General features: G+C 36.6%; 17 protein-coding genes. 11 read left to right on the top strand and 6 right to left on the bottom strand.

The window, feature by feature from the left end:
• Positions 1-598: 598 nt before the first annotated feature.
• Positions 599-1471 carry a lysophospholipid acyltransferase family protein gene (locus tag ACU1LP_RS04200; protein WP_445735648.1) on the bottom strand — a complete coding sequence of 291 codons (873 nt, stop codon included), beginning with the start codon at positions 1469-1471 and terminating at the stop codon, positions 599-601.
• A gap of 63 nt (positions 1472-1534) precedes the next feature.
• Here ACU1LP_RS04200 and ACU1LP_RS04195 point away from each other — a divergent pair, with 63 nt between their 5' ends.
• The 4 genes from ACU1LP_RS04195 (at position 1535) to cmk (ending at position 6690) form a co-directional block, all read left to right on the top strand.
• The gene (locus ACU1LP_RS04195; RefSeq protein WP_445735647.1) at positions 1535-2185 is read left to right on the top strand and encodes a rhomboid family intramembrane serine protease; all 651 of its coding nucleotides are present in this window, start codon (positions 1535-1537) and stop codon (positions 2183-2185) included.
• Positions 2186-2353: 168 nt separating this feature from the next.
• A complete protein-coding gene (lon, locus tag ACU1LP_RS04190; RefSeq protein WP_445735646.1) occupies positions 2354-4804 on the top strand; it encodes an endopeptidase La in 2451 nt (816 codons plus the stop codon).
• A 105-nt stretch (positions 4805-4909) separates the two neighbouring features.
• Entirely contained in the window at positions 4910-5929 is a 1020-nt protein-coding gene (gene porQ, locus ACU1LP_RS04185; RefSeq protein ID WP_445730862.1) for a type IX secretion system protein PorQ, read from the top strand.
• A 65-nt stretch (positions 5930-5994) separates the two neighbouring features.
• Positions 5995-6690 (top strand): (d)CMP kinase, encoded by a 696-nt coding sequence (gene cmk / locus ACU1LP_RS04180; protein ID WP_445735645.1) that lies wholly within the window; start codon positions 5995-5997, stop codon positions 6688-6690.
• 101 nt (positions 6691-6791) lie between these two features.
• Here the strand turns inward: cmk and ACU1LP_RS04175 are convergent, their stop codons facing one another.
• Positions 6792-7172 carry a LysM peptidoglycan-binding domain-containing protein gene (locus tag ACU1LP_RS04175; protein ID WP_445735644.1) on the bottom strand — a complete coding sequence of 127 codons (381 nt, stop codon included), beginning with the start codon at positions 7170-7172 and terminating at the stop codon, positions 6792-6794.
• 350 nt (positions 7173-7522) lie between these two features.
• Between ACU1LP_RS04175 and rpsA the strand changes: the two genes are divergently transcribed.
• The 5 genes from rpsA (at position 7523) to ACU1LP_RS04150 (ending at position 13005) form a co-directional block, all read left to right on the top strand.
• The gene (gene rpsA / locus ACU1LP_RS04170) at positions 7523-9535 is read left to right on the top strand and encodes a 30S ribosomal protein S1 (RefSeq protein ID WP_445735643.1); all 2013 of its coding nucleotides are present in this window, start codon (positions 7523-7525) and stop codon (positions 9533-9535) included.
• Between the two features lie 424 nt (positions 9536-9959).
• Entirely contained in the window at positions 9960-10499 is a 540-nt protein-coding gene (gene pyrR / locus ACU1LP_RS04165) for a bifunctional pyr operon transcriptional regulator/uracil phosphoribosyltransferase PyrR (protein WP_445730858.1), read from the top strand.
• A 153-nt stretch (positions 10500-10652) separates the two neighbouring features.
• Positions 10653-11582, top strand: a complete 930-nt coding sequence (locus ACU1LP_RS04160) for an aspartate carbamoyltransferase catalytic subunit (protein WP_445730857.1) — start codon at positions 10653-10655, stop codon at positions 11580-11582.
• 3 nt (positions 11583-11585) lie between these two features.
• Positions 11586-11918 carry a ribonuclease Z gene (locus tag ACU1LP_RS04155; RefSeq protein ID WP_445730856.1) on the top strand — a complete coding sequence of 111 codons (333 nt, stop codon included), beginning with the start codon at positions 11586-11588 and terminating at the stop codon, positions 11916-11918.
• 181 nt (positions 11919-12099) lie between these two features.
• Positions 12100-13005: a ribonuclease Z gene (locus ACU1LP_RS04150; RefSeq protein ID WP_445730855.1), complete on the top strand. Its 906-nt coding sequence runs from the start codon at positions 12100-12102 to the stop codon at positions 13003-13005.
• On the opposite strand, the gene ACU1LP_RS04145 is transcribed toward ACU1LP_RS04150, so the two are convergent.
• Both ACU1LP_RS04145 and ACU1LP_RS04140 read right to left on the bottom strand, forming a co-directional pair.
• A complete protein-coding gene (locus ACU1LP_RS04145) occupies positions 12995-13411 on the bottom strand; it encodes a hypothetical protein (protein ID WP_445730854.1) in 417 nt (138 codons plus the stop codon). The two genes, ACU1LP_RS04150 and ACU1LP_RS04145, sit on opposite strands and share 11 nt — an antisense overlap.
• Before the next feature lie 701 nt (positions 13412-14112).
• Positions 14113-14523, bottom strand: coding sequence for a hypothetical protein (locus ACU1LP_RS04140; protein ID WP_445735642.1), 411 nt, complete (start codon positions 14521-14523; stop codon positions 14113-14115).
• A gap of 88 nt (positions 14524-14611) precedes the next feature.
• On the opposite strand from ACU1LP_RS04140, the gene pdxH reads away from it, so the two are divergent.
• Together pdxH and ACU1LP_RS04130 are read left to right on the top strand one after the other, a co-directional pair.
• Positions 14612-15259, top strand: a complete 648-nt coding sequence (pdxH, locus tag ACU1LP_RS04135; protein ID WP_445730852.1) for a pyridoxamine 5'-phosphate oxidase — start codon at positions 14612-14614, stop codon at positions 15257-15259.
• A 166-nt stretch (positions 15260-15425) separates the two neighbouring features.
• Entirely contained in the window at positions 15426-15920 is a 495-nt protein-coding gene (locus ACU1LP_RS04130) for a CAP domain-containing protein (protein WP_445730851.1), read from the top strand.
• Positions 15921-15980: 60 nt separating this feature from the next.
• Here ACU1LP_RS04130 and ACU1LP_RS04125 read toward each other — a convergent pair whose 3' ends face one another.
• Positions 15981-17516, bottom strand: coding sequence for a YifB family Mg chelatase-like AAA ATPase (locus ACU1LP_RS04125; protein WP_445730850.1), 1536 nt, complete (start codon positions 17514-17516; stop codon positions 15981-15983).
• 89 nt (positions 17517-17605) lie between these two features.
• Positions 17606-17791 (bottom strand): hypothetical protein, encoded by a 186-nt coding sequence (locus tag ACU1LP_RS04120; protein ID WP_445730849.1) that lies wholly within the window; start codon positions 17789-17791, stop codon positions 17606-17608.
• Positions 17792-18353: the final 562 nt, after the last annotated feature.

Genomic DNA, 18353 nt, shown 5'->3' with positions numbered 1-18353 from the left:
GTGCCATTGATTTTAAGCACACAAACTTAACGGGTATAGGTTGTAATATACGGATGAATTAATGATAACGGATTTACCAACGGCAAAAAAGAAGCCACTGTGGCTGTATAATAAATAATTGTAGTTGTATAATAAATATACACTGAACTCATTTAAACTTTTTAGGGCCGAGATCAATTAAAAGCTATTTACGAAAGATTTTAAAAATTTGAAACATAAACCAGAGGTGTTTCCCTTCTTGGAGGGGCCAGGGGTGGGTTTTTAATCTTTTCAATATCCTAATTTCAATCAAAGCCGTTATTTTCTTTAAGGTTCCACCCACCCCTAACCCTCCCAAGAGGGGGGAAGTTACGTGTGGTATTTAAATCTAAGTAATTTATCATCTCCTATACAAGTAAATATTCAAATTTGGTTTTCAAAAGTTTAAATAGGTTCATCTTTTAAAATCCAAACCTCCTTTCTATTTGCCGGTTTTTTACCCTGATTTTCATATTTCAGTGAATTAGAAGAATGAAAAAAGAAATAGCTGATAAAAAATTTTTGTATTGGTTTCCAATAAAGAATGATTTGTTAACAAACAGCTAACATAAAAACCCTATCAAAACTCTCTATGCTTCCACCGCTTATGTGTCCAAAAATAATATTCAGGAGCTTGATGGATTTGTTTTTCAACTTCCCTTAAAAATAGATCGGTTAACTCGTAATCGGCATACTCGTTTGGGTTTTCCGCCAAGGTTTTAATTTCCGCTTTATAATAGCCACGTTTTACTTTGCTCACTTTTAAATAGGCTGTGGTTAAATCCAGTTTTTTGGCAAGTCGTTCGGCCCCCGTAAAACAGGGCACTTTAATGCCCATAAACCTGCCCCAATGCACATCGTTTGTAAGTCTGGGCGATTGGTCGCTTAAAAACCCAGTAATGCTTTTAATGCCTTTGGCTTCATTTTCATTGATGACCTGGATAGTTTCCTTGGTACTAATTAAATCGGTATGGAATTTAGAACGGATGTCTCTTACCAATTTGTCAAAATATTTGTTAGCTAACTTTTTATAAACCGCCAATCCTTTAAAATGGATGTAATTCTGTAAAACAATAGACCATTCCCAACTGGCATAATGGCCAAAAATCAAAATAATACTTTTGTTCAAGCTCTCCAAGCGTTTAAGTTCCTCAGGATTAACAATATAAAAACGTTTTTTCAGTTCTTTTTCAGAAATGCTCATGGTTTTGGCCATTTCCAAAAACATATCGCATAAATGTTTGTAGAATTTTTTTCTGATGGAGGCAATTTCTTGATCGGATTTATTAGGAAAAACAAGTTCCAAATTATTGGTAACTACCTTTTTACGATAGCCTATTATGTGGTAGAGTAGAACATATAAACCGTCAGAAAACAAGTATAGTAACCGAAACGGAAGTATGGAAACCAACCATAAAAAGGGATAAACAAGAATATATGCTAAAAATTGCATGAATTAATTTTAGATTTGCAACAGCAAATATATGTTAATTTTAAACTTATACGTTTACACTTCATGGGCAATCTAGATTTAATCACCATCATTATTATAGCCGCCAACGTTATTATTTCCTATAAAGGGTTTAGTGATTATGCTTTTTTCGACACATATAAATTTCATGTTGGTGGCATACAACGGGGCGAAAAGCTGCGTATGGTAAGTTCTGGGTTTTTACATGTAGATACACAGCATTTGCTATTTAACATGATTACGCTTTACTTTTTTGCGGCCCCGGTAATTGATTATGTGGCACCCTTGGGTTTTATAATAATATATATGGTAAGCCTTGTTTCTGGAAGTCTGCTATCTTTTTATTTCCATAAAGATGAATACCATTATACGGCCGTGGGCGCCAGTGGTGCGGTAACGGGTATTTTATATGCCGCCATATTGTTGCAACCTGGCATGAGTTTGTATCTGTTTTTTGTTCCTATTCCCATTCCTGCTTATTTGTTCGGTATCGGCTATTTGCTTTACTCTATTTATGGAATGAAAAACAAAATAGGGAACATTGGGCACGATGCCCATTTTGGGGGCGCCATTGGTGGGTTTGTTACCACATTGATTTTAGCACCGTGGCTTTTTGAAAGCAATTTACTAATGATTGGCTTATTGCTGATACCAATTGTTTTGTTGTTTATTTTGAAGAAAGCAGGGAAGCTGTAAAATTCTGAATTCTGAATTTGAAAAATGGCATAGCTATTGAAATTATAGTATGGCTGGATGTGTTGTAATGTTTTTAAGTTACTGGTTTTCAGTGTTTTTAATTTTTTTAAGAATAAATATAATAAATGATCGATTTTGTTTTAATGACAGATTGACCTAAATATATATATGAAGAAATCTAATATTATGAGTATTGACAGTTTGTCATTGCAGGATTTTGATGAAAATTCAGAATTGATCCCACTTATGACACCTGAAGATGAAGCAGAAATAAACAATGAAAAACTCCCTAAAACCTTGCCTATTTTGTCTTTACGGAATACGGTTTTATTTCCCGGGGTGGTTATTCCTATCACCGCAGGTCGCGATAAATCAATTCGATTGATCAATGATGCCAACAAAGGAAACAAAGTAATTGGTGTGGTGGCCCAAAAAGATGAGTCTGTCGAGAATCCATCTGCAAAAGAAATCCACGAAATAGGCACGGTTGCCAAAATATTGCGTGTTTTAAAAATGCCCGATGGTAATGTAACGGTGATCATCCAAGGGAAAAAACGCTTTAAAGTTGCCGAGGTTTTAACAGAAGACCCTTATATGAATGCTACCGTCAGGGACATTCCCGAAGCACGGCCTGCCTTAAAAAACAAGGAGTTTTTGGCCATCATAGAATCCATCAAGGACTTGGCACTCAACATTATCAAGGAAAGCCCGAATATTCCCAGTGAGGCATCATTCGCCATAAAAAATATTGAAAGCGATTCTTTTTTAATCAATTTCGTATCGTCCAACATGAATCTTTCGGTTGCCGAAAAACAATCGTTATTGGAAATCGATGACCTTAAAAAACGTGCGCTTGCAACACTAAAGTACATGAATATCGAGTTCCAGAAGTTGGAGCTTAAAAACGATATCCAGTCGAAAGTGCACATGGACATGAGCCAGCAACAGCGCGAATATTTCCTGCACCAACAAATGAAAACCATTCAAGAGGAATTGGGAGGCGTAAACCATGATGAAGAGGTTGAGGACATGCGCAAGCGAGCCACAGAAAAATTGTGGGACGAAAAAGTGGCAAAGCACTTTGAGAAAGAACTCGCTAAAATGCAACGCATGAACCCACAAGTGGCGGAATATTCCATTCAGCGCAATTATTTGGAGTTGTTTTTGGATTTACCTTGGAATAAATTCAGTAAAGATAAATTCGATTTAAAACGGGCCATGAAAATTCTGGACCGCGACCATTATGGTTTGGAAGATGTGAAGCGAAGAATTATTGAATACCTTGCCGTTTTAAAATTGCGTAACGATATGAAATCGCCTATTTTATGTCTGTATGGACCTCCAGGAGTTGGTAAAACATCGTTGGGAAAATCCATTGCAGAAGCCGTAGGAAGGGAATATGTGCGTATCTCATTAGGAGGTTTGCGCGATGAAGCGGAAATTCGCGGCCACCGAAAAACCTATATTGGCGCGATGCCCGGGCGTATCATCCAAAGTTTAAAAAAAGCAGGTACCTCAAACCCTGTTTTTGTTTTGGATGAAATTGACAAGCTTTCCAATTCGCATCAAGGCGATCCTTCTTCTGCTATGTTGGAAGTACTGGACCCCGAGCAAAACTCTGATTTTTACGATAACTTTTTAGAAATGGGTTACGACCTTTCAAAAGTGATGTTCATCGCTACCTCCAATAATTTATCAACCATTCAGCCGGCATTGCGGGACCGTATGGAAATCATCAATGTTACCGGTTATACCATTGAAGAAAAGGTTGAAATTGGTAAACGCCATTTACTTCCCAAACAGTTGAAAGAACATGGCTTGACCGATGCGCATCTTAAAATTGCCAAGGCACAATTGGAAAAAATCGTGGAAGGTTATACGCGTGAATCGGGGGTGCGTGGTTTGGAAAAACAAATCGCAAAAATGGTGCGTTATGCGGCGAAAAACATCGCTATGGAAGAACCGTATAATATTAAAATTTCAAATGAGGATATTATAGAAGTATTGGGCGGGCCCAAATTGGAGCGCGATAAGTACGAAAACAATAATGTGGCTGGCGTGGTTACAGGATTGGCTTGGACCAGTGTTGGTGGCGATATTTTGTTCATTGAATCTATCTTATCGAAAGGAAAAGGAGCGATGACCATTACCGGTAATTTGGGTACTGTTATGAAAGAATCTGCTACCATTGCCATGGAATACATCAAATCGAATGCAGATGCATTTGGAATTGATTCGGAGGTTTTTGAAAAATACAATGTGCACATTCACGTACCGGAAGGCGCCACGCCTAAAGACGGGCCAAGTGCAGGTGTTACCATGCTTACATCATTAGTATCGCTGTTCACACAACGAAAAGTGAAGAAAAGCTTAGCCATGACCGGCGAAATCACACTACGTGGAAAAGTGCTTCCCGTTGGTGGCATTAAAGAGAAAATTCTGGCAGCAAAACGCGCCAGGATCAAGGAAATCTTGCTTTGTGAAGAAAACAGACGCGATATTGAGGAAATAAAACAAGATTATCTAAAAGGCTTGACCTTCCATTACGTCACCGATATGAGCGATGTTATTAAAATAGCGCTCACAAACCAAAAAGTGGCCAACGCAAAGAAGCTTTAAAAAAGATGTTAAAGGCCTCGAATTGTTTCGAGGTTTTTTTATGATTTAAAATAAAAGATACTTGCTTCCGTTTTAAGATAGATTTACTTACTTTGTATCGTAAATATGCTAAAGAAAATTATCACGCTTTTTTGTTTATTTGTTAGTGTCTTGGCCCATGCGCAGGTTGGAGGGGAGTCTACCTATCAATTTTTGAATTTGGTTTCGTCGCCTCGTCAAGCGGCATTGGGCGGCAAGGTGCTAACAAACGTTGATTATGATGTAACGCAAGCGCTTTATAACCCCGCCACCATTAATGTGGAAATGGATAATCAATTGGCGTTAAATTACAGCAGTTATTTGGGTGGTATCAGTTACGGCACAGCGGCTTATGCGTACACAGTTGATAGGCGCACACAAACATTTCATGCGGGCATCACTTATATAAATTACGGTTCGTTTGATGGGTATGATGAAGATGGCAATGCTACAGGAACGTTTTCAGGAAACGAAACGGCTCTGTCATTTGGGTATGCGCTTCAAATAGGCTATTCCGATTTTTATTTTGGTGCAAACGCTAAACTGATTACTTCAAAACTCGAGCAATACACGTCTTTTGGAGTAGCGGCAGATCTGGGTCTGATCTATATTGATGAACGTTTGGATTTTCAAGCAGCTTTGGCCATTAGAAACATCGGTACGCAAATAACAACTTACGCAGGACTTCGGGAAAAATTACCTTTTGAAGTCGATTTCGGAATGTCGCAACGCTTGGAAAATGTACCCATCCGTTGGCATATTACTTTAGAAAATCTACAGGAATGGCCCATTGCAAGACCAAACCCAGCAAGAACCAGCAGCGATTTAGGGGGCAACCAAACCGATGAAAAAATTGGATTCTTAGGCCAGGTGATGCGACATAGTATTTTTGGCGCAGAACTGTTTCCCGAAGGTGGGTTTAATATCCGTTTGGGATATAATTTTAGAAGAGCCGAAGAATTACGGATCTTGGACCAGCGTAATTTTTCGGGGCTGTCTGCGGGTATCTCCATAAAAATGAATAAAATGCGCTTTAGTTATACCTATGCAAAATATACAAGTGCCGCCAATGCCAACTTTTTTGGTCTGCAAATAGATTTACGGTAATTAAGTATGCAGTCGCAGTATTCAGTTGTTAAATTTAAGTGTTTTAGACATTTCAAAGTATAAAAATGAAAAAAATTACCATCGCCATAGACGGGTTTTCTTCCACAGGAAAAAGCACGGTTGCAAAACAAATTGCAAAACATTTGGGCTATGTATATGTAGATTCTGGTGCCATGTACAGAGCAGTTACCTATTACGCGATGCAGCAGGGTATTATTGATTCTAATCATTTTAATGTTGACGGACTTGTAGCTAATTTGGATGACATTAAAATTAGTTTCAAGTTTAATAATTCGCTTGGTTTTGCAGAAGTATATTTAAATGGTACAAACATTGAAAATGATATCCGAACCTTAGAGGTCTCCAATTTTGTGAGTAAAGTGGCTGAAATATCCGAAGTGCGCCAACTATTGGTAAAACAACAACAGAAACTTGGAAAAGACAAAGGTGTTGTGATGGACGGGCGCGATATTGGAACGGTTGTTTTTCCTGACGCCGAACTTAAATTATTCATGACAGCTTCAGCCGAAACTAGAGCAGAAAGACGCTATTCAGAACTAATTGAAAGAGGGGATGCTGTTACATACGAGGCTGTTTTAAAAAATGTTCAGGAACGCGATTATATAGATTCCAACAGAGAAGATTCGCCATTAGTTATAGCTGAAGACGCTATTGAAATAGATAATTCCAACATGAGTCTGCAAGAACAGTTTGATAAAATCTTGCAACTTGTAAATATTACTCAAGAAAGTATAGAATAAATATGGGTTTTCAGTTTCAGTCTCGGTCCCAGTTTTCAGTAAAACAAAAACGAACCCTTAAATTAATAAAGATTCGTTTTATAATTTCGCCCAACGCCTAACTATATATTCGGAATAACCAATTCCTGCCCAGGATGTATTAAATCAGGATTCTTTAAAATGTTTGTGTTAGCACTAAAAATAGCTTGGTATTTAGATGCATTATCATAATATTGCTTTGCTATTTTACTTAATGTTTCTCCACTTTTCACAGTATGTCTGTGGTAAACACTTTCGTCTGCTACGGTAATATTCGCCATAATATCAGATGGTTTATCGCCACCAATTTCTTTTATTTTATCCCAAAGCAAATTCTTTTCATAGGGGGTGTTAGCAGTTCCTTTAACTTTTAAAATGCCGTTTTCTTCTGTAACATCACCGTTTTTAATGTTTAACTTTTCGCCTAAATCCAGTACTGCTTGGTATTTTGATTTTGCTGTCATAATATATAAATAATTTAAATAGTTAATAATAATGTCCTCTAAGATAGTCAATTTCTAAACCTGAATATATTAATGGGTAGTTAAGATTTCTTCTACACTTATTCAGACACAAATTACTAATAAAAGTCACATGAATTTTGTTTGTTCATTTTTAGGTAATTAGCCCAATAATGTGTATTTTTGCGCTCCTTTTGGCGAATTATAGGAAAGATAAAAGGAATACGAAACATAAATCAATAACACTTCTGTGTGTTAATCGCTTAAAATCTTCCAAAGCATACAGGATACAAAACGTAATTTAGTAAGGTTTGAAAAAATAAAATTTTATTAAAATTACCTATTCATTTTAAATGGCTGAAAAAGCAAAACAAGTAGATTCCGAAGTTTCGGAAGAAGCAACTCAAGCAAAAGTAGAAGCTCCAGTAGTATCTGAAGCGAAAGCAAAACAAGTAGATTCCGATGTGTTGGAAGAAGCTCCAACAGCAGAAGCTCCAGTAGTATCTGAAGCGAAAGCAAAACAAGTAGATTCCGATGTGTTGGAAGAAGCTCCAACAGCAGAGGCTCCAGTAGTATCTGAAGCGAAAGCGAATCCTGAAAAATTCCTGAAAGACTTTAACTGGCACAATTACCAAGAAGGTATTGATGAGGTTGATGAAAAACAATTGCAGGAATTTGAAAAATTAGTAGCAGAGAATTTCGTTGACACCTTGGACGATGAAGTTGTTGAAGGTACTGTGGTATTCATTTCTGATAGAGATGCTATTATTGATATCAATGCAAAATCTGAAGGTGTTATCTCATTAAACGAATTTCGTTACAACCCAAACTTAGCAGTAGGCGATAAAGTAGAAGTATTGATTGATGTACGTGAAGATGCTACAGGACAATTGGTATTATCGCACAGAAAAGCGCGTGTTATCAAAGCATGGGATCGCGTTATCAAAGCTAACGAAACTGGCGAAATCGTCAATGGTTTTGTTAAATGCAGAACTAAAGGAGGTATGATTGTGGATGTATTCGGTATCGAAGCATTCTTACCAGGTTCTCAAATTGACGTGAAACCAATTAGAGATTACGATCAGTACGTAAATAAAACCATGGAATTTAAGGTTGTTAAGATCAACCACGAATTCAAAAACGTAGTAGTATCCCATAAAGCGCTGATTGAAGCTGATATTGAAGTACAGAAAAAAGAAATCATTGGTCAACTTGAAAAAGGTCAAGTGTTGGAAGGTGTTGTTAAAAACATTACTTCTTACGGTGTATTCATCGATCTTGGTGGTGTTGATGGTTTGATCCATATCACCGATTTATCTTGGTCTAGAATCAACCACCCTAACGAGATTGTAGAATTGGACCAAAAACTGAACGTGGTAATCCTTGATTTTGATGAAAACAAATCAAGAATCCAATTAGGTCTTAAACAATTATCTAAGCACCCATGGGAAGCATTAGCTGATACGGTTGCAGTTGGCGATAAGGTAAAAGGCAAAGTAGTTGTTATTGCAGATTACGGTGCGTTTATTGAAGTAGCTGATGGCGTTGAAGGATTGATACACGTTTCTGAAATGTCTTGGTCAACGCATTTGCGTTCTGCCCAGGATTTCGTTAACGTAGGGGATGAAATAGAGGCCGTTATCTTAACTTTGGATAGAGAAGACCGTAAAATGTCTTTAGGCATCAAACAATTAACGTCAGATCCTTGGACAGACATTACCACTAAATACCCATTAGGTTCTAAGCACACAGGTATTGTACGTAACTTTACAAACTTTGGTGTTTTTGTTGAACTGGAAGAAGGTATTGATGGATTGATTTATATCTCTGATTTATCTTGGACCAAAAAAATCAAGCACCCAAGCGAATTCTGTGCTGCTGGTGATAAGTTAGAAGTTATTGTATTGGAATTGGATGTTGAAGGACGTAAATTATCTTTAGGTCATAAACAAACCACTCCAAATCCTTGGGATGAATACGAAACCGATTTCGCTTTAGAAACTGTTCACACAGGTACTATTGAAGAGATTGTTGACAAAGGTGCAACTGTAGAGTTTAATGAAGATATCGTTGCGTTTATTCCAACACGTCACCTTGAAAAAGAAGACGGAAGTAAACTTAAAAAAGGAGAAAGTGCCGAGTTTAAAATCATTGAATTTAACAAAGAGTTTAAACGTGTTGTAGCTTCCCATACTGCTATTTTTAAAGCAGAAGAAGTTGCCAATGTAAAAGCAGCTGTTAAAAAAGCAGAAGCACAAGCGGCAGAAGCAAAACCAACTTTAGGTGATGCTAACGAAGCGTTACAAGCACTTAAAGATAAAATGGACGGTAAGGTTGCAAAACCTAAAGTCAAAGCTAAAAAATAATTTAGCAATCCATTTATAGAATGAAAGCCTTCAATTCCCGATAGCTATCGGGATTGGAGGCTTTTTCATGCCTAAGATTTCCAGACCTGTCGGGTTTTAAAAATATAAGTGTTCTGAAGACAAAATATTGACAAAAAAATGGATGAAATAGTTGGTAAAAACCTTTAATTTGAAATTAAAAACGGATTAATTCCCCTCTTGGGAGGGGTTAGGGGTGGGTAAATTAATATAACCATTTTGTAAATGAGATAAAAAACATAAAACCCACCCCTAGCACCTCCAAGGAGGGGAACGGTTTATCAAAAATTTTCAACTTCCGAACACACTTATGCTTTGAAAACCTGACAGAAGTCTTTTTTATAAAAATTACGTAAGTTTTTAAATTTTCCATTACATTTGTACACCAAACACGTTTGGATAGTATATGGGTCAAAAAGTTTTACTTAACGAGAAAGAGGTAAACATCATTCTTCACCGATTGGCTTGTCAACTTATTGAAAAACATAACGATTTCTCGAACACCGTTCTCATTGGTTTACAACCGCGCGGCATATTTTTAGCCGATAGAATTGCTAAAATATTAAGAGAGGATTATAAAGTAAAAAACATCCATTTAGGGCATCTGGACATCACTTTTTTTAGGGATGATTTTAGAAGAGGCGAAAAGCCGTTAGAGGCCAACACCACAAAAATTAATTTTTTAGTCGAAGATAAAAACGTGGTTTTTATTGATGATGTGTTATATACAGGCCGAAGCATCCGTGCCGCTTTAACCGCTATTCAATCGTTTGGAAGACCCAATGAAATTGAACTTTTAACGCTTATTGACAGACGTTTTAGCAGACATTTGCCAATACAACCAAATTATCGTGGACGACAAGTAGATGTGATAAATAATGAAAAAGTAAAAGTAAACTGGAAAGAAAACGATCATGAAGATTCCGTTTACTTAATTGAAAAATGAATTTTGACCGAAGACCGAAGACGGAAGAAGGAAAATAGAATATAGATAATAGACCATAGAGAATGGAAACAATGAATGTTTATTTTTAATAAGTAATCAACTTGAAACAATAAACTTTTAAACAATAAACCCATAAACTTTTAAACCAAAAAGATGAGCGAATTAAGTGTCAATCACTTATTAGGAATCAAATATCTGAACAAACAAGATATTCAACTTATTTTTGAAACTGCCGATCATTTTAAAGAAGTGATAAACAGACCCATCAAAAAAGTGCCTTCGCTAAGAGATATTACCATCGCCAATTTATTTTTTGAAAATTCCACCAGAACAAAATTATCTTTTGAACTGGCTGAAAAAAGACTCTCTGCCGATGTACTTAATTTTTCGTCATCACAATCTTCAGTAAAAAAAGGAGAAACCTTAATAGATACCGTAAACAACATCCTATCCATGAAAGTAGATATGGTGGTTATGCGGCATCCAAATCCAGGCGCTGGTGTGTTTTTGTCAAAACATGTAAAAGCAAGCATTATCAATGCGGGCGATGGTGCGCACGAACACCCCACACAAGCCTTGTTGGATTCTTATTCAATAAGAGAGAAGTTGGGAGGCGTGCAAGGAAAAAAAGTGGTCATTGTTGGCGATATTTTACATAGTAGGGTAGCTCTTTCAAACATATTCGCATTACAGCTCCAAGGAGCGGAAGTGATGGTTTGCGGACCAAAAACCTTATTGCCAAAATACATTGAAAGTCTTGGAGTAAAAGTTGAAAAAAATTTACGAAAAGCCTTAAATTGGTGCGATGTAGCCAATATGCTTCGGGTTCAAAACGAACGTATGGATATTAATTATTTCCCTTCAACCAGAGAATATACGCAACAATTTGGAGTCAATAAAGAGTTGCTGGATTCTTTGGATAAAGAAATTACCATTATGCATCCGGGGCCCATCAATAGAGGGGTAGAGATTACCAGTGATGTGGCCGATTCCAAACAATCCATTATTTTGGAACAAGTACAAAATGGGGTGGCTATCAGAATGGCGGTCATTTATTTATTAGCTTCAAAAATAAAACAGTAAAGCATGATTATAGATCAAGATGGAACCATTTCCATCATTACACAAGAGAAGGCAACCGTTGTTGAGTTGGTTAAAAAAATACAGGAGTTATATCCTAAATTCAAAAATAACAACATTATTGTTGCTTTAACTTCTTTAAGAAAAATAAATTTAGAGGACATTATCGAGTTTCTTGAACTTTCAAATACACATAGGGCAACAAAGCATTCGTTTGTAATTGTTTCAGATAAAATGGATTTGGATAGTGTACCCGATGAAATCGTGGTGGTTCCTACCATTCAGGAAGCTTATGATATTATTGAAATGGAAGAAATGGAACGCGATTTAGGAATTTAAAGGGAGTTTATGAGTTTATGAAAAGAGCTTATGAGTTTATCCACTAAATAAACTATAAAGGACTTAAACATATAAACTAATAACCTAATAAACCCATAGCCTAATAAACCCATAAACCAATAAACCCATAAACTTATAACCACATAACCTCAAAAACCACATAAACCCATAAACTCAATAGATGAAGCTTACCATATTAGGATGCTACAGTGCCACACCAAGAGCTTTAAACAATACAACTTCTCAAGTTTTAGAGATTAACAACCACATGTTTTTAATTGATTGTGGCGAAGGCACCCAAGTAGAATTGCGCAAGCACAAAATTAAGTTCAATCGTATTAAACATATATTTATTTCGCATTTACATGGCGATCATTTTTTTGGCCTGGTAGGTTTAATATCTACATTTAGGTTACTGACTAGAGAAACCGATCTGCATATTTACGGCCCTGTCGGCATCAAAGAAGTGGTAACCCTTCAAATGAAATTGGCCGATTCTTGGACCAATTACAATCTTGTTTTTCATGAATTAACGTCTAATAATTCAGAATTGATTTTTGAAGATGAAGAAGTTGAAGTATTTACAATTCCTTTAAACCATCGCGTTTATACCAATGGTTTTCTGTTTAAGGAAAAAGAAGGAAACCGTAAATTGGACATGGGTTTAGTGGAAGATGCCCACATACATATAGCGTACTATAGAAAACTGGCACAGGGTTTTGATGTTTTAAATAATGATGGAGTCCTTATTAAAAACGATGCAGTTACCAAACCTGGTTTAAAACCAAAAAGTTATGCCTTTTGCAGTGACACCATGTACAAAGAAGCTATTGTACCCATTATTAAGGATGTAGATGTGCTATACCACGAATCTACTTTTTTAGAAAAACATGTGCATTTAGCCCAAAAAACCAAACATTCTACCGCAAAAGAGGCAGCCATTATAGCAAAAAAAGCCAATGCGGGCATCTTATTGTTGGGGCATTATTCTACGCGGTATGATGGGTTGGATCCTTTTAAGGATGAAGCACAGGAAGTTTTTGAAAATGTGGAATTATGCGAAGACGGAAAGACTTTTAACTTCTGAATTCTTCAGGATTTGATATCCAATGAACAGCCTCTTCTAAAGATTCGCAAAGTTTCACGCTACTTTTTAAAAACATTTTTTCTAAAGTAGCGCTCATAAAACCAGCATCCGTGTACCAAACAATGGCTGCCGCTTCAATAAAATCATATTCTTGACTAAATGTTATCCAAACATAGGGATCTATGGAATAGGAATTCACTTTATTCGATATAAAACCAATTTTTCTCGAAGTACCATATTGATCAATGATCATGTGGGCAATTTTTTGGATTATTAACCAGTCCACATGAATTTCATGGTTTAGTTCCGCCACCACGAAATGGTCGCAAATAAAAAACTTTCCAAAAGCAAGTTCTATTTTTTTGCGAATAAATTTTGATAGGTTTTGAGACTCTTCAAACTTCATTATGGAACAATATACAGCTTTTTTTTAAAACTGAATTTTCATTTAATCTAAATAATTCCCCGACGGTTCTACCTCGGGGTTTCCGAATTTACCGCCCCTTTGGGGAGGTCGGAATTGCCTTTTCGCAATTCTGGGTGGGGCAAAATATAAAATTTCGTTGGTCCTAAGGCCAAAATGAAACCTGCGAAACACCTCTATGGCACAGCCTCGAGGATAGTCGGTTTAAAGAAATTTTTTATTTGAAGAAATAGGTAACATTCTTTATAAGATATTGTTACTTATGCGAATCAAGAGTTAAAATATTGTAACTACTCAGCCGACTGAAAATTGGATTACGTGCTTTACTTAGGGGCGTTAGCCCTGTAGTCTTAGTAGCAAAATGAGGCATGATGATGAATTAGGGGCGCTAGCCCTGACATCTTTAATAAAATAATTGTGAACGTGTTTGCCATGTTTATTGAATTTCAGGGCTATATCTTTTTTTGTTCATTATCTTGTTATTTTATGAAGATAACAGGGCTACGCCCCTTTAATTTAATTAACGTTTGTATCTACGATGATTTTAGGGCTAACGCCCCTAATATTGTCTTATAAATCGTAATGGATTTTAATCTTTTCAACACTTGATTCGCATTACTAAGCAAAGTAGCTTTAAGTGCTTTTTTTAATATAAACGGTTATACATTGAGATGTAAAAAATTTCAATTTAACTCTTTTAAGCCCAAAATCCATCCAATCGCCTCCTCCAAAGAAAGACAACGTTTTACGCTTATGCTTGCAAATTTTTTTTCGAGGGAAGAATTCATAAAAGTCATATTGTTATAATATATAATGGCTCCTGCTACAAACATGTTATACTTGTTTTGGACTGCAATCCAATTTTGGGGATCCATGGAATAGGAATTTACTCTATTGGATATGTAGCCTATTTTAGTATTTTCGCCATAAAAATCGACCACTTCCTCCATGATATTTTTAATCATTTCCCAATCAAAATGAACGCCTTCATTTAATTCGGAAATAAAAAATTTATCCAATAAATAAAAATTACCAAAGGGCATTTCTATTTTATAATGGACTGATTCAACATATTGGGAATCTTCAAACTTCATGATTGTTTTCTTAGGGGGCGGCAAATTTAAGAACTTTACATAAGTTTTAAGTATTAGATGACACTAAATTTTTGTTAATTTGTAGGGTATGGAAAAAGATTTAGGCAATTATAGAAAATCTTACGAAAAGAGCGAGCTTCTTCTAAAAGATATACCCGAAAACCCTTTGGAATTGTTCCAAAAATGGTTTTATGAGGTGGACACCTATTTTAATGAAGATGAAACCAATGCCATGACTGTTTCTACTATGGGTTTGGATGGCTATCCTAAAAATAGGGTCGTGTTGCTAAAGCGATTTACCTTTGAAGGTTTTATTTTTTATACCAACTACAATAGTGAAAAAGGAAAAGCCATAGCGCACAACCCGAATGTTTGTTTGTCGTTTTTTTGGCATAGTGCCGAACGTCAAATCATAATAAAAGGTAAGGCTGAAAAAATAGCTGAAAACTTAAGCGATGGTTATTTTGAATCGCGACCGCGAGGTAGCCAATTGGGTGCAGTGGTTTCAAACCAAAGTGAGGTGGTAAAAGATAGAGCTTATTTAGAGCAAAAATTGGCTCAGCTTGAAAAGGAATACGAAGGAAAAGAGATTCCAAGACCTTTAAATTGGGGAGGCTACATTGTAAAGCCCATTGAAATGGAATTTTGGCAAGGGCGGCCCAATAGACTGCACGATAGAATTAGGTATAAACTTCAACCGGATTATAACTGGGACATGCAACGATTAGCTCCTTAGTAAATAGGTTAAACACGGTAATTATTATTTTTACATCGACACCTAAACGATTAAATACAATAAATATCGACAAAAAGCACACCTTTAATCGATTTTAACATTTAATTAACAATTACTTCACTAGTAGGCTGGTAAATTTATAGAACCAAATCAAAATTACCTACTTATGAAATTATTAATGAAACTGCCTGTGCTGGCATTAGTGGCCATGCTATGCTTTTCTTGCACCACAGATAGCTTAGATGATAAAGCAGATGCGATTGAACTAAGCCTAATCACTCCAGAAACCAAAACCATTGAAATAGAGATACTGGAACTTATAAATAACCACAGAGTATCTTTAGGGCTCAATGCACTGACTGATATGACCTTGGTTAAATCGGTAGCATTTAGCCATACGGATTATATGGTGGATAATAACGCAGTGTCTCACGACAATTTTTTTAAAAGAAGTAATTATTTAAAGGCAAATGCAGGGGCTCAAAAAGTGTCTGAGAATGTAGCTTATGGATACAGTTCTGCACAAACAGTTGTAAAAGCGTGGTTAAAAAGTGATGGACACCGAGCTGTTATAGAAGGCGACTATACAGACTTTGATGTTGCTGCCGAAGTAAACACAGAAGGCAAATGGTACTATACCAATATATTTATAAAAAAATAAGGTCGCTCATTATATAAACTGAAAGATTTTTACTGAAAAAATAGTGGCTAACTAATCCACCTACCCCAACCAACCTTCTCTATCCAAACTCCTGTATTGAATGGCTTCACTGATATGTGAACCATTTACTTCTTCAACGCCTTCTAAATCGGCAATGGTTCTTGATACTTTCAGGATTCTGTCATAAGCACGAGCGGATAAATTTAAACGCTCCATGGCCGTTTTTAACAGTTGCTTGGACCCATCGTCCAACACACAATATTTTCTGATTTGCTTCGTATTCATTTGCGCATTGTAATGCACAGTATCAGATTCTTTAAAGCGGTCGGTTTGTATGTGTCTGGCCGTGGTAACACGTTTTCTGATTTCAACCGAAGTTTCTCCTTTTCTATCCTCAGAAAGTTTTTCAAAAGGTACGGGCGTAACTTCAATATGGATATCAATCCTATCTAATAAAGGTCCAGAAATTTTACTTAAATAGCGTTGCATTTCGGCGGGACTTGAAGTTACAGGTGCATTGGGGTCGTTAAAATAGCCTCCGGGGCTTGGGTTCATACTGGCAACCAACATAAATGATGAGGGATAGGTTACCGTAAACTTCGCACGCGAGATAGTCACTTCCCGATCTTCCAAAGGCTGGCGCAATACTTCTAAAACACCGCGTTTAAATTCAGGCAATTCATCTAAAAACAAAACGCCATTATGCGATAAGGATATTTCCCCGGGTTGCGGAAATGCGCCACCACCAACTAATGCGACATCGCTTATGGTATGATGTGGACTTCGAAACGGACGTTGCGCCATCAAACCTGTTTCCTTAACACGCCCCACTACGGAATGGATTTTTGTGGTTTCCAAAGCTTCATGGAGCGTCATAGGAGGTAAAATACTGGGCAGGCGTTTAGCCAGCATGGTTTTTCCAGCACCCGGTGGCCCTATTAAAATAATATTATGCCCGCCCGCTGCTGCAATCTCCATACAACGTTTTATGCCCTCTTGTCCTTTGACATCGGAAAAATCATGTTCGGGAAAATCTAGATTTTTTTCAAACTCTTCCCTAGTATTTATAATGGTTTGTTCCAATGGTTCTCCTTTATCAAAAAAATTAATGACTTGCTTAATATTATCAATGCCGTAAACTTCCAAATTATCAACAATGGCAGCTTCTCTGGCATTCTGGGATGGTAAAATAAAGCCTTTAAAACCTTCTTGTCGTGCTTTTACCGCAATGGGCAATGCGCCTTTTATGGGTTGCAAAGTACCATCGAGCGATAATTCGCCCATAATAATGTAACGTTCTAAATCTTCTGCTTGTATTTGTTTGGTTGATGCCAGAATTCCCATGGCCAAGGTTAAATCGTAGGCAGAACCTTCTTTACGTAAATCGGCAGGCGACATGTTTATGATGATTTTTTTGCCGGGAATTCTATAACCGTTATTTTGAAGCGCTGCTGCAATACGGTAATTGCTTTCTTTTATGGCGTTATCGGGCAACCCGACCAGATGGTAGCCCACACCTGTATCTGTATTAACTTCAACGGTAACCGTGGTGGCTTCTACCCCAAAAACGGCACTTCCAAAAACTTTCTTTAGCATAATTGATTTTTACATTTTAAAAGTAAGAAAAGTATTTTGAATGTCATTGCAACCAACGAAGCAATCTGTTAATTTTTTGAGATGAACCGTCAATGGTGGGGAAGCATGACCGAAGCAATCTGTTTATTATGGGTTGTAAATAGGGTTTCCTTGGAGAGTAAATTTATAACAAAAAACCATTTTTTACAGAATTTCAATGTGCCCGTATCCGCATTTTGAGCCATTTTAATGGTTCTTTTCTCAAAGGCGTATTTTTTTAATTGCGGAAATTTCATTTTATTCCCAAAAAATGTGTTACGAATACTGGAAATATGCATAAAGGAGCAAACAACCTTGCATTAAAAAGCATCTAAAATCGTTTAAAAACCCCTGTACATAGGGTATCCTGAAAATGTTGCGAAATGAAAAATCAAAAGGAAAAACATTACCACGAAGTAAACTCTGACGGAAAAAAGTGAAACGAAATCGCCTCCCAGTCTTAGGCATGGAGTTTTTTTTTGCTGTTTAAGTGCAAGTCCGAAAAGGTTTGTTCACTGAAGAAATCAAAAATAAATGAAAATATTGCACTGAAATGACCGCTGTTTCGGGAGCGGAAAACCTCAAAGAAATTTAAGTGGAAATTATTAAATTGGACTTTTAGAAAACCATTACGTCTGATTTTACTCTGACGTGAAAAATACAAAAAGGGCGGATAGAAAAAACACACACAACACCGTATTCTATGAAAAATTGCTATTTTAGCTTAATCAAAAGTTGGTTTTGTGTTTGCTCGCTTCCGATTTTCCTAAGGATAATCGCTGAGCACAAACACGCAACTTTTAATGCACAAACACGTTA

Source organism: Mariniflexile sp., assembly GCF_052728615.1.
This window is presented reverse-complemented; position numbering and strand designations above follow the sequence as displayed.

What these genes read in the sequence shown, in the direction of transcription:
- ACU1LP_RS04200 (WP_445735648.1), bottom strand. Translation starts at nt 1,471, where the DNA reads ATGCAATTTTTAGCATATATTCTTGTTTATCCCTTTTTATGGTTGGTT.
- ACU1LP_RS04195 (WP_445735647.1), top strand. Translation starts at nt 1,535, where the DNA reads ATGGGCAATCTAGATTTAATCACCATCATTATTATAGCCGCCAACGTT.
- lon (WP_445735646.1), top strand. Translation starts at nt 2,354, where the DNA reads ATGAAGAAATCTAATATTATGAGTATTGACAGTTTGTCATTGCAGGAT.
- porQ (WP_445730862.1), top strand. Translation starts at nt 4,910, where the DNA reads ATGCTAAAGAAAATTATCACGCTTTTTTGTTTATTTGTTAGTGTCTTG.
- cmk (WP_445735645.1), top strand. Translation starts at nt 5,995, where the DNA reads ATGAAAAAAATTACCATCGCCATAGACGGGTTTTCTTCCACAGGAAAA.
- ACU1LP_RS04175 (WP_445735644.1), bottom strand. Translation starts at nt 7,172, where the DNA reads ATGACAGCAAAATCAAAATACCAAGCAGTACTGGATTTAGGCGAAAAG.
- rpsA (WP_445735643.1), top strand. Translation starts at nt 7,523, where the DNA reads ATGGCTGAAAAAGCAAAACAAGTAGATTCCGAAGTTTCGGAAGAAGCA.
- pyrR (WP_445730858.1), top strand. Translation starts at nt 9,960, where the DNA reads ATGGGTCAAAAAGTTTTACTTAACGAGAAAGAGGTAAACATCATTCTT.
- ACU1LP_RS04160 (WP_445730857.1), top strand. Translation starts at nt 10,653, where the DNA reads ATGAGCGAATTAAGTGTCAATCACTTATTAGGAATCAAATATCTGAAC.
- ACU1LP_RS04155 (WP_445730856.1), top strand. Translation starts at nt 11,586, where the DNA reads ATGATTATAGATCAAGATGGAACCATTTCCATCATTACACAAGAGAAG.
- ACU1LP_RS04150 (WP_445730855.1), top strand. Translation starts at nt 12,100, where the DNA reads ATGAAGCTTACCATATTAGGATGCTACAGTGCCACACCAAGAGCTTTA.
- ACU1LP_RS04145 (WP_445730854.1), bottom strand. Translation starts at nt 13,411, where the DNA reads ATGAAGTTTGAAGAGTCTCAAAACCTATCAAAATTTATTCGCAAAAAA.
- ACU1LP_RS04140 (WP_445735642.1), bottom strand. Translation starts at nt 14,523, where the DNA reads ATGAAGTTTGAAGATTCCCAATATGTTGAATCAGTCCATTATAAAATA.
- pdxH (WP_445730852.1), top strand. Translation starts at nt 14,612, where the DNA reads ATGGAAAAAGATTTAGGCAATTATAGAAAATCTTACGAAAAGAGCGAG.
- ACU1LP_RS04130 (WP_445730851.1), top strand. Translation starts at nt 15,426, where the DNA reads ATGAAATTATTAATGAAACTGCCTGTGCTGGCATTAGTGGCCATGCTA.
- ACU1LP_RS04125 (WP_445730850.1), bottom strand. Translation starts at nt 17,516, where the DNA reads ATGCTAAAGAAAGTTTTTGGAAGTGCCGTTTTTGGGGTAGAAGCCACC.
- ACU1LP_RS04120 (WP_445730849.1), bottom strand. Translation starts at nt 17,791, where the DNA reads ATGAAATTTCCGCAATTAAAAAAATACGCCTTTGAGAAAAGAACCATT.